This window comes from Clostridium boliviensis, from assembly GCF_033342255.1.
GTDB lineage: Bacteria > Bacillota > Clostridia > Lachnospirales > Lachnospiraceae > Lacrimispora > Lacrimispora boliviensis.
In genome coordinates, this window is sequence record NZ_JAWONS010000238.1 from 1 (window position 1) to 9,627 (window position 9,627).

Sequence of the window (9,627 nt, forward strand, 5' to 3'; positions counted from 1 at the left end):
CCTAAGTCCAGATTTGCTTGAAAATAAAATAAAGGACGGAGCTGGTTTGCTCAATCCTTTAAATTACTATCTAAGATAAGTTGGAATATAAGTTGTAGAGCCGTATACGAGACCCGTACGTACGGTTCAATGAGAGGGAGATAATTCTTAGCAATTATTTCTCTACTCTATCATATATTGAACAAGGATTCAGACGAGAGAAAGGCGGCAAAGCATGGGAAAAAAGATTTTAATGGCTTGTATACTGGCATTTTTGTTTCCATATATTATTACACTGGCATGGACAGGGAAAATTGAGGAAAAGAAAAATATACCCATTATACCCAGTGGTAAGCGTGTGATTCTGGACAGAAAAGGCGGGGAAAGAACCATGGATGCAGAGGAGTATCTGACAGGGGTGGTAGCAAAGCAGATACCTGCTGATTATGGGAAGGAAGCACTTCGGGCACAGGCAATTATAGCAAGGACTTATATTTATGGGAAAATGAATGATCAGAAGGAAGTAAAGGAATCTGATCTTCATATGGATTATCTGGAGCAGAAACAGATGGAGAAGATGTGGGGAAGTGAGGCCTTTGTCACCAGCTATCAGGCAATTGAGGAAGCTGTGCGATCTACTGCAGGTATGGTTATCACATGCAACGGAAACTTGATTGATCCGCTGTTCCACCGTGCCAGCAATGGAATAACAAGGGCAGGAGATGAAAATCACCCTTACTTGCAGCCGGTGGAATGTAAAAAGGATGTGGAGGCAGAAGGATTTTTAACGATTATACCATTCAGTAAAGAGGACTTTGCGGAAAAGATTAATCAGATATCCGGTGATGTTTGCGTAAAGGCAGATCAGATTCCACAGAGTATCCAGATCGTTCAAAGGGACGATTCCGGATATGTGGTACAGATTCAGATCGGCACCCGTACCTTTACGGGAGACCAGGTCCAGTATGCTCTTTCCCTTCCGTCACCTTCCTATGAGTTTGAAGATTACGAAGGGGGAGTGAGGGCTGTCTGCAGAGGAATCGGACATGGATATGGTCTCAGCCAGTACGGTGCTAAATGCAAAAGTGAGGAAGGGTGGACGGCAGAAAAAATTCTTGCTTATTTTTATAAAAATATTGTTTTGAAATCTGAATAACTCTTTCACTCTTGGTAAGAATATTATCGAGGTGATAAACGTGAAGGAGAAAATCAGTCAATTGTTCAAGGATAAAGTATTCCTTGTCCTGTTAGTTTTAGGCCTGCTGACTATAGTAGCTGCAGCAGGAGTCATTACCGTTCAAAGAGGAAATGGTGGAGGAGAAAGCCCTTATCTGAAAGTGCCGGATCAGAGCGATATGATTGTGAAAGAATCAGTCCCCCAGGATTCACAGGTAGCTGTTGCAGGAGACTCCAATGCAACCAAAAATCAAGAAGATGAAATGCAGGCTGTTGATTCAGCCAAAGCCACTGCAGAAAAAGAAACACAGGCTGCCAAAGCTGCAGCAGACAAAAAGGCCGCTAAGTCACTGGTACTTAATTTTAATGACTCCACCAGAATGACCTGGCCGGTACGGGGAAATGTTATTTTGGACTACAGTATGGATACGACCATCTACTTCCCAACCCTGGATCAGTATAAATGTAATCCAGGTCTGGTAATTCAGGGTGATGTAAGTACTCCGGTAGTCGCACCTGCCAATGCAAAAGTGCAGGAAATTGGTTCCAATGAAGAAATCGGTAACTATGTTGTTTTAAATATGGGCAACAAGTATACGGCTGTCTGCGGTCAGTTAAAAGAGCTGAAAGTAATTGCCAATGAATATGTGAAAGAAGGCCAGGTACTGGGTTATGTTGCAGAACCCACCAAGTATTATTCCGTAGAGGGAGCCAACATATTCTTTGAATTGACCCATGATGACAAGGCCATTGATCCTCTTGACTATATGCAGTGATCACTCAGGAAATATTAGGAAAAAGTTATAAAAAAATAATAATTTGTTCATACGTGATTAAGAGTCATCTGCTATACTAAGTCCGTACATTAAACGGGGAGTGTGGCTATGAATATATTGTTTTTTTTAACACCTAAGAATGAAGTGGCTTATATTTACGAAGATGATTCTCTGCGTCAGGCACTGGAGAAGATGGAGTATCACAAATACTCCGCCATACCTGTTATCAACAGGAACGGCAAATATGTAGGAACGATAACCGAAGGGGACATGCTCTGGGGAATAAAGAATAAATTCAATTTAAGTCTGAAAGAAGCGGAAAGTGTTACAGTAGCCGCAATTGACAGAAGATCGGACAACCGGCCTGTTTATGCGGACTCCACAATGGAAGACCTGGTTGATATGGCTTTGAACCAGAATTTTGTACCGGTGGTGGATGATCAGAAGAATTTTATCGGATTAATAACCCGAAAGGATATCATACATTACTTCTACAAAAAGTCCCAGGAAGTGAAAAAGTCCGACGAAATCAAAATCAGGACAGTGGTAAGTAATTAAGCAAATATAAAAGCGTTTTCGGTTTCATAACCGGAAACGCTTTTTTCATCCGTAAGGATTCTATTCCTCAAAAATATAAGGCGCGGATTCTTCTTTGTTTTTTCCTAATATATTTATTAAATTCTCCTGCTTTAATGGGGGGGAATAATAAAAGCCCTGCTGAAAGCTGCATCCGGCGTTGGTTAATTCAGAGACCTGATTCTCTGTTTCCACTCCTTCTGCAATCATGGTTAAATCAAGATCTCCAGCCATACGGATCAGTCCTTCTATTATATATTTAGACTTCTCATTTGTCTCAAGCTGCCAGATAAAGAGGCGCTCCAGCTTCAATGTCTGAATGGGAAGATCCAGAATGGCGGAGATACTGGAACAACCGGAGCCAAATTCATTAAGAATCAGTTCAACTCCCATGTCTGCCAGTTTCTGAAGCATGATGCCAAGGTTTAGATATCCCATGGTCAGGGAGCTTTCCTTCAGCTCCAGGGCCAGTTTCCCCTGTGGAACATGGTATGTATTAATAACCTTTGAAACTTCATCTATAAAGTCCTCCTGCAAAAAAAGTACCGGGGATACAGGAAGGGTAATGGATTCAAATTCGCAGCCTGCGTCCTCCGCCTGTCGGATACACTGGCAGACCTTATCCAAAGCGTAATAAAGCAATGCTCGGATCTGACCGGAATCCTCAGCCACAGGCATAAATTCACTGGCTCCAATTAATCCCAGACCCTTTATAAAAATACGCATGGAAAGTTCTGCTCTGGTAAAGTTTTTCGTATCCGTGGAGTAAGTGGGGCGGTAAAGGATCTCTACTTCTTCTTTTTCCAAAGCTGTTTTTATATACAGGGCAATAGCCTGACGTCTAAGCAGCTGGTTCTGCAGCGTGCTGTCAAACGTGACTGCCTGATTGGGTCCTGCTTCGCCGGCTCTGGTTACTGCCAGATCCAGGCACTTTAACATCTGCTCAGAAGTAGCTGCATGACCGGGATAAGCGCACAATCCCATCTCCACTGAGCATAAGCAGTCAGTACCGTCAATCTTCCAGGCATGATCAAATCTTCCGGCTATTTCTTCCGCCAGATTCATAGCCTGACCTTGAGTGAAATGGTCTAAGATAATTACATATTCTACACCAATATAGTGGTAGACGTTGTTTGTGCATGTCTCTTTTAAATAGGTGAGAATCTGATTCAGAAGATTTTCGCAGTACTCATAGCCCAATAACTGATTGAGCTGTTTAAAATTCTCTATGTAAAGCTTTAAAACAACGCCCCGTTCATTATTTGAACTGAGTGCCTGACCAAGATGCTTCAGGCAGGCATCTCGCTCTAATTTAACCGAACTGTCCTTAGTCTGTTCGGGTAAGACTGCTTGTTTGTCATCTGGGTGTTTACTTTCTTTGTTCTGAAACCAGTGCATTTGGGTTGCCTCCTGTCCATGACTGTCTGGTATTATTTTATTATATATAGGAAAGGAAAGCAAGAAATAATTGGAAACAGAAAAAGAAGCATTACTTCTGTAAAATGTGAGAATAATAGGAAATATACGATTAGCAGAGGTGAAAATCAATGAATTCATTATGGACAGAAACAGCCCGCATACCGGGGAGAAATCCGCTGCCCGGTAACAGGCGGACAGAGGTAGTGGTAATTGGAGCAGGAATGGCAGGAATTTTAACTGCCTTTTATTTACAGAGGCATCATATTCATGTGGTGGTATTGGAGGCAGACCGGATTGGAAGCGGTCAGACCGGATATACCAGTGCAAAGATAACATCCCAGCATAATTTAATTTATGGGAAATTGGTAAAGACAGTGGGAGAAGAGACTGCCAGGCTATATGGAAAGGCAAACCAGCTGGCAGTGGAGGAGTATGGGAAGCTGATCAGACGATACGGCATCCAGTGTCATTATGAAGAGAAGGATGCATATCTTTATTCCGTACAGGAATCAGAAAAGCTTTTAAAAGAAGCAGAATGCGCCAGACGGCTTGGCCTTCCGGCAACCTTTGAACGGGAAACGAAACTTCCATTTCCTGTTTTTGGTGCAGTTCGTTTTTCAGGTCAGGCCCAGTTTCATCCTCTGGAATTTTTAAGAGACATTTCTTCGGGACTAACGGTTTATGAACGAACCAGAGTGCTGAAAGTACAGGGACATGAGGTTATTACAAACAGGGGAGTGGTTAAAGCAGATAAAGTGGTATTTGCAACTCATTATCCATTTATCAATGTTCCCGGATTTTATTTCACAAAAATGTATCAGGAAAAAAGTTATGTCATGGAAATTGGTCCAGTTCCTTCCATTGACGGAATGTATCTGGGGGTTGATTCTAAATCTTATTCCTTTCGAAATGCAGGAGACAAGCTGCTTTTGGGATATGGCAGCCACAGAACGGGAAGCATACCCAAAGAAAATCCGTATATTGCCATGGAGCAGACGGCTAAACATCTGTATCCCGATGTGGAGGTGCTTGGAAAATGGTCGGCTCAGGACTGTATGACGCTTGATGGAATTCCATATATCGGCACTTACTCTGTCCTGAAACCTGACTGGTATGTAGCTACTGGATTCGGTAAATGGGGGATGAGTACTTCCATGGCTGCAGCAAAAATACTCAGCATGCAGATTCTGGGAAAGAGAACTCCATACGATGAAGTCTTTACTCCCAGAAGGCATCATATCAGGGCCAGTGCCAAAACTTTGGTTTCTCATAGCCTCAAATCCGTAAAGGGACTTTCCGGCGGAGTATTGAAAGGTGCCGTCAATTGCCCCCATTTGGGCTGCCGTCTGGTCTGGAACAGGTACGATAAACGATGGGAATGTCCATGTCATGGATCTTCTTTTGAAATAAACGGAAAAATATCTTCTAATCCTGCACAACAGAGTATTCCATTCATAGATTGATATTAGAAACTTTTCAAGTATGAAAGGAGTCAAACATCCTATGGATGGTTATACGAAACAACAGTGTTCCGACTGGTCTTCCCCTGTGGAACTTGATATGTCCGCATGTCCGGGTACAGTGATTCGACCAGATATGCCTCTGGGGTCCGGACCTGCCAGAAACTTACACAATCCGTCAACGCCGGATCCAGTGAGACAGCAGGATTTATACAGATGTCCCACTTATTGCGGACCCAGGAAATGTCCTGAGAGAGGGGCTGCAACGTCGCCGATGAAATGTCCGGAAAAACCCGTATGCCAGATGCCAGTGAAATGTCCTCAGCAAGGCGTATCCCCAGCAACAATGAAATGTCCGGAAATACCTCCCTGCCGCATGAAATGCCCAGAGCAGGGTGTATCCCCGGCAACAACAATGAAATGTCCGCCAATGCATCCTAAGCCAATGAAATGCCCGGAGCAGGGTGTATCCCCGGCAACGATGAAATGTCCGCCAATGCCTCCCTGCCGCATGAAATGTCCGGAGCAGGGTGTATCCCCGGCAACAACAATGAAATGTCCGCCAATGCCTCCCTGCCGTATGAAATATCCGGAGCAGGGTGTATCCCCGGCAACAACAATGAAATGTCCGCCAATGCCTCCCTGCCGTATGAAATATCCGGAGCAGGGTGTATCCCCGGCAACGATGATGAAATGTCCGCCGATGCCTGCCTGCCCTATGAAGTATCCTGATATGCCTCCATGTCATATGAGACCCGAAAAGCCAATGGGAATGGCACCAGGAATGGCCGGCGGTTGTATGCCTGCACCCGCTGAATGTAAAGGTGTTGAGAGCATTGACCGGTATCCTGTTGCTATGGCATATGTTCCATGGCAGAGATGGCAGGAATTGTATTCCGTCGATACGGCAATTGAGATGGGTACCATTTTCCCGGATTTATTTAAACCATTTTTGATGGGAGGGTGCAAGTGATGACAGATTGTAATTGTAATTGTGAGTGTAATTGTAATTGTAATGGAGTTAGCAACAGTAATAGTAATGCTAACTGCAATATGTTATTAATGCAGATTTACCAGGCATGTTTTGCAATGGACGATGTAATTCTGTATCTTGATACCCATCCCTGTGATCAGGATGCATTAAATTATTATCATTATGTAGCAGATATGTGTGAACAGGCTGTTAATGCCTACGAAGAGTATTGTGGTCCGTTAATGTCGAACCATGTTATGGACGAAAACTATTGGACCTGGGTAAATGATCCGTGGCCATGGGAAGGAGTGTGCGGCTAATGTGGAGATATGAAAAAAGGTTGGAATATCCTGTAAATATTACAACACCAAATCCTAAAATCGCAACCTTCATTATGAGTCAGTATGGCGGACCTTAAGGTAATTGGATGTAATAAATAAAATTCATTTCTCCGTTTTTTTTATCATAAACAATCTTTTTAACTACACTTCGCAATGCTCTTCCTTTTACTTCATTGCTTATTGTTTCGTCTGTTAAAATTTCGCAGACGCTGCGAATTGTGCGTGGAGATGTCTCATTTTCGATTTCAATAGAGTCTAATCTGTTTTTTAATTCTGTTTCCAATTTCAACAGACGTTCTTTGCCGGCACGGTACTCGTCTAAATTATCAATTCCATTTTCATAGGCTGCTTTTATTTTATGTTTTTTTATACGGAGTTTTTCCAATGCGGATTCCAGTTGTTTTTTCTCAAGGTATGGAAGAGAGGAAGGTATTTGGATGTATTCACCGCCTTTTGCCGGATTGGCTGCAACCTGCTGTAAGGATTTGATAATGAGGGACTCAGCCTTTTTATCAGAAATGGAGCAGGACTCCTTATGAAGACCTTTGGTATAGCGCCAGCATTGAAAATAACCGGATTGGTGACCTGTTTTACTGCCGGCATTATAGCTTAACCCGGCTCCGCAATAGCCGCAGACTATAAGTCCGGAAGCCCAATGCCTGCATGCAGAGACTTCCCGTCTGTTTTTTGGCCGGTATTCCTGTTTCAGACGCAGTTGGTTTGCCTGAAATACAGAAGTGACTTCTTTCCTGATTTCGTGGGCACCCTGAAACGATATATTATTCCAGGTAACCGTTCCTTCATAAAATCTGTTCTTTAAGATTCGTTCTACCGCTCTTCTGTCAAACGGATTGCCACGTTTGGTACAATAACCCTGATTGTTTGCCTCTTTTGCAATTGAAGTCAGATCCATACCATTAAAAAAGGACTGATGGATCAATATCACCGCTTCATATTCTTTTTCATCTATTATAAAAGGCTTTCCTTCTCCTACAGCCCGGTAGCCAAGACATGGAGCTGCCTGATAGCCGTTTCTCAAAGCCTTTTCCGTCATTCCCCGTGTGACTTCCCCGGATAGGTTTATGGAATAGTATTCATCAAACCATTCAATGATACTTTCAATCAGCCGCCCGAACATTCCCTCCATGACAGGCTCAGAGACACTTTTTATAGAAATACCGCATTTTTTCCGAAGTATACTTTTGTAAAACACGCTTTCTTCCTGATTTCGCGCAAAGCGTGAAAATTTCCATAGATAGAGATATTGGAAAGGAGAGGGATGCGACTTGGCTATGGAGATCATCCTCTGAAATTCTTTCCGGTTATCAGCCCGTCGTCCGCTGATTCCTTTTTCTTCTATAAATATATACTCTTCAGGAATCAGCACTCCATCCGCATTTGCCGCATTTTTTATTTCCCTGAGCTGGGCGGCGGGAGACAACTCTGTCTGATCGTTTGTGCTTACCCGGACATAAGCGGCGCCAATGGGTTTTTGATCATTTTTAATCAATTGATTTCCTTCTTTCCGATAATCAGAGAAGATACCTGGAAACAGGTACAATCCGTGTCACATACATTTTACAGGAGAGGGGATGAATTTATGAATAGAAAAATCAAGATTGAGAATTACATAGATCTAAACGGAGATATAGTATTGCTGGACCTCCTTCCGCAGGAGCGGAAAAAAAGAGCAGGAGAACGGATCCGTGATCAGATGATGGAACATGCAGGCTTTATTATCAGAGAAGAAAAACCGGTCATCTGAAAGCTGATGGCCGGCGGTATGTGTTTATGGAGTCTCTTTTTTACAATTTTCGAAAGGAAAGAAGAATTCCGGAATTCCAGATGCATACGGAGCAATATCGTACTGTTGATAATAGATAACGATCCCGCAGTGCTTTAAGTAAAATCCATTTATATTAAAATTCCCCCGGATCAGCTCGGGATAGTCTCCAAAGTAGGAAGCAGGAGCTTCCTTCAAACGGTCTGAGATATCATGTTGAATAACGTTAAATATAGCATCATTAAGATTCGTGGCATTAGAGAAAAAATCGGTCAGTTGCAGCTGCCTGCCTGTCTGAAAATCCCATGTCTGAGACTGTCGCAGCGTATTTCCGTGAGCCCCTCCCAGATATGTATATTGGTCGTTATAGAGGCTTGTAATACAGTTTTCATTATAAGTGACCACATAATCTGAAAAAAATTCATAGCTATGAAAAGGAAATTCATTGTTTTTTGCATACATGGCATCTTTCACAGCCTGGGCATATAAAACTTCCCGGCAATATTTTTCTGCCTGACGAGACTGAATTTCATAAAACTGATTGATAGCCAGGGTGGTATCGGTACCGCAGGTTGATGTGAAATAAGGATAATTAATGGTATAGGTAAGTACGGCGACGTCGTTATGGAGGAGAACATCTGATATAGTTTTCTTAGAAATTGTCTGCATGAGTGCCTCTGGATAGAAAGTTTTTTATATTATATGAATGCTCAGATCGTTTATTGCGCAAAAAAACGGAATCAGAAATAAAAGGTGTATAATTGGCGTAGATCTCACCATACTATCTATGAGGTGAACCAAATGAAAAATAATGAAAAAAAGAATCAGAACTCCAGTCCAAAGGAAGAAAACAAAAAGCCTGAAACATTTCAAAATCACTGGGAAACAGGAAAGTTCTTAGGTCCCAATACGTTAAGACACGAAGAGAGCATTAAGGTGTATGATGATAAGGAAGAGGAGTGATAAAACGCTTCTCTTCCTTATTTTGTGAGGGGGAGTAAATAATTTTATTATCTGTTTTTGCACTTTGGCGGACCTGATGGAGAAATGGGTGCTGCCATGCGTTATTTATCCCAGAGGTATGCAATGCCTTATAAAGAGGGGAAGGCGGTTTTAACTGATATTGGTACGGAAGAACTGGCGC

General features: G+C 42.5%; 12 protein-coding genes and 1 pseudogene. 10 read left to right on the plus strand and 3 right to left on the minus strand.

Annotated elements, in window-relative coordinates:
• Positions 1-214 precede the first annotated feature (214 nt).
• The 3 genes from RZO55_RS14665 to RZO55_RS14675 all read left to right on the plus strand — a co-directional run bounded on the left by RZO55_RS14665 (position 215) and on the right by RZO55_RS14675 (position 2,489).
• Positions 215-1,135 (plus strand): SpoIID/LytB domain-containing protein, encoded by a 921-nt coding sequence (locus RZO55_RS14665; RefSeq protein ID WP_318065011.1) that lies wholly within the window; start codon positions 215-217, stop codon positions 1,133-1,135.
• A 40-nt stretch (positions 1,136-1,175) separates the two neighbouring features.
• Positions 1,176-1,931, plus strand: a complete 756-nt coding sequence (locus RZO55_RS14670; RefSeq protein WP_318065012.1) for a peptidoglycan DD-metalloendopeptidase family protein — start codon at positions 1,176-1,178, stop codon at positions 1,929-1,931.
• A gap of 108 nt (positions 1,932-2,039) precedes the next feature.
• A complete protein-coding gene (locus RZO55_RS14675; RefSeq protein ID WP_318065013.1) occupies positions 2,040-2,489 on the plus strand; it encodes a CBS domain-containing protein in 450 nt (149 codons plus the stop codon).
• 60 nt (positions 2,490-2,549) lie between these two features.
• Here RZO55_RS14675 and RZO55_RS14680 read toward each other — a convergent pair whose 3' ends face one another.
• A complete protein-coding gene (locus RZO55_RS14680; RefSeq protein ID WP_318065014.1) occupies positions 2,550-3,905 on the minus strand; it encodes an EAL domain-containing protein in 1,356 nt (451 codons plus the stop codon).
• Between the two features lie 149 nt (positions 3,906-4,054).
• Between RZO55_RS14680 and RZO55_RS14685 the strand changes: the two genes are divergently transcribed.
• From RZO55_RS14685 to RZO55_RS26050, 4 genes and pseudogenes are all read left to right on the plus strand, one after another.
• Entirely contained in the window at positions 4,055-5,389 is a 1,335-nt protein-coding gene (locus RZO55_RS14685; protein ID WP_318065015.1) for an FAD-dependent oxidoreductase, read from the plus strand.
• A 40-nt stretch (positions 5,390-5,429) separates the two neighbouring features.
• Positions 5,430-6,359 (plus strand): spore coat associated protein CotJA, encoded by a 930-nt coding sequence (locus RZO55_RS14690; protein ID WP_318065016.1) that lies wholly within the window; start codon positions 5,430-5,432, stop codon positions 6,357-6,359.
• Entirely contained in the window at positions 6,359-6,679 is a 321-nt protein-coding gene (locus tag RZO55_RS14695; protein ID WP_318065017.1) for a spore coat protein CotJB, read from the plus strand. The genes RZO55_RS14690 and RZO55_RS14695 overlap by 1 nt, the downstream gene beginning before the upstream one ends.
• Positions 6,679-6,774 (plus strand): annotated as a pseudogene (locus RZO55_RS26050) (manganese catalase family protein); the annotation flags it as partial. The gene RZO55_RS14695 and the pseudogene RZO55_RS26050, both read left to right, overlap by 1 nt.
• Here the strand turns inward: RZO55_RS26050 and RZO55_RS14700 are convergent.
• Positions 6,774-8,210, minus strand: a complete 1,437-nt coding sequence (locus RZO55_RS14700; RefSeq protein ID WP_318065018.1) for a recombinase family protein — start codon at positions 8,208-8,210, stop codon at positions 6,774-6,776. The pseudogene RZO55_RS26050 and the gene RZO55_RS14700 overlap by 1 nt on opposite strands.
• Positions 8,211-8,300: 90 nt before the next feature.
• Here RZO55_RS14700 and RZO55_RS14705 point away from each other — a divergent pair, with 90 nt between their 5' ends.
• Positions 8,301-8,465, plus strand: coding sequence for a hypothetical protein (locus RZO55_RS14705; RefSeq protein WP_318065019.1), 165 nt, complete (start codon positions 8,301-8,303; stop codon positions 8,463-8,465).
• Between the two features lie 24 nt (positions 8,466-8,489).
• Here the strand turns inward: RZO55_RS14705 and RZO55_RS14710 are convergent, their stop codons facing one another.
• The gene (locus RZO55_RS14710) at positions 8,490-9,152 is read right to left on the minus strand and encodes a DUF3298 and DUF4163 domain-containing protein (RefSeq protein WP_318065020.1); all 663 of its coding nucleotides are present in this window, start codon (positions 9,150-9,152) and stop codon (positions 8,490-8,492) included.
• A gap of 132 nt (positions 9,153-9,284) precedes the next feature.
• Between RZO55_RS14710 and RZO55_RS14715 the strand changes: the two genes are divergently transcribed.
• Both RZO55_RS14715 and RZO55_RS14720 read left to right on the plus strand, forming a co-directional pair.
• A complete protein-coding gene (locus RZO55_RS14715) occupies positions 9,285-9,446 on the plus strand; it encodes a hypothetical protein (RefSeq protein ID WP_318065021.1) in 162 nt (53 codons plus the stop codon).
• 51 nt (positions 9,447-9,497) lie between these two features.
• Positions 9,498-9,627: manganese catalase family protein (locus RZO55_RS14720; RefSeq protein ID WP_318065022.1), on the plus strand; the 130-nt coding region annotated here is incomplete at its 3' end.

Coding starts and splice junctions, on each gene's coding strand:
- RZO55_RS14690 (WP_318065016.1), top strand. CDS start 5,430: ATGGATGGTTATACGAAACAACAGTGTTCCGACTGGTCTTCCCCTGTG.
- RZO55_RS14705 (WP_318065019.1), top strand. CDS start 8,301: ATGAATAGAAAAATCAAGATTGAGAATTACATAGATCTAAACGGAGAT.
- RZO55_RS14695 (WP_318065017.1), top strand. CDS start 6,359: ATGACAGATTGTAATTGTAATTGTGAGTGTAATTGTAATTGTAATGGA.
- RZO55_RS14680 (WP_318065014.1), bottom strand. CDS start 3,905: ATGCACTGGTTTCAGAACAAAGAAAGTAAACACCCAGATGACAAACAA.
- RZO55_RS14685 (WP_318065015.1), top strand. CDS start 4,055: ATGAATTCATTATGGACAGAAACAGCCCGCATACCGGGGAGAAATCCG.
- RZO55_RS14675 (WP_318065013.1), top strand. CDS start 2,040: ATGAATATATTGTTTTTTTTAACACCTAAGAATGAAGTGGCTTATATT.
- RZO55_RS14710 (WP_318065020.1), bottom strand. CDS start 9,152: ATGCAGACAATTTCTAAGAAAACTATATCAGATGTTCTCCTCCATAAC.
- RZO55_RS14715 (WP_318065021.1), top strand. CDS start 9,285: ATGAAAAATAATGAAAAAAAGAATCAGAACTCCAGTCCAAAGGAAGAA.
- RZO55_RS14665 (WP_318065011.1), top strand. CDS start 215: ATGGGAAAAAAGATTTTAATGGCTTGTATACTGGCATTTTTGTTTCCA.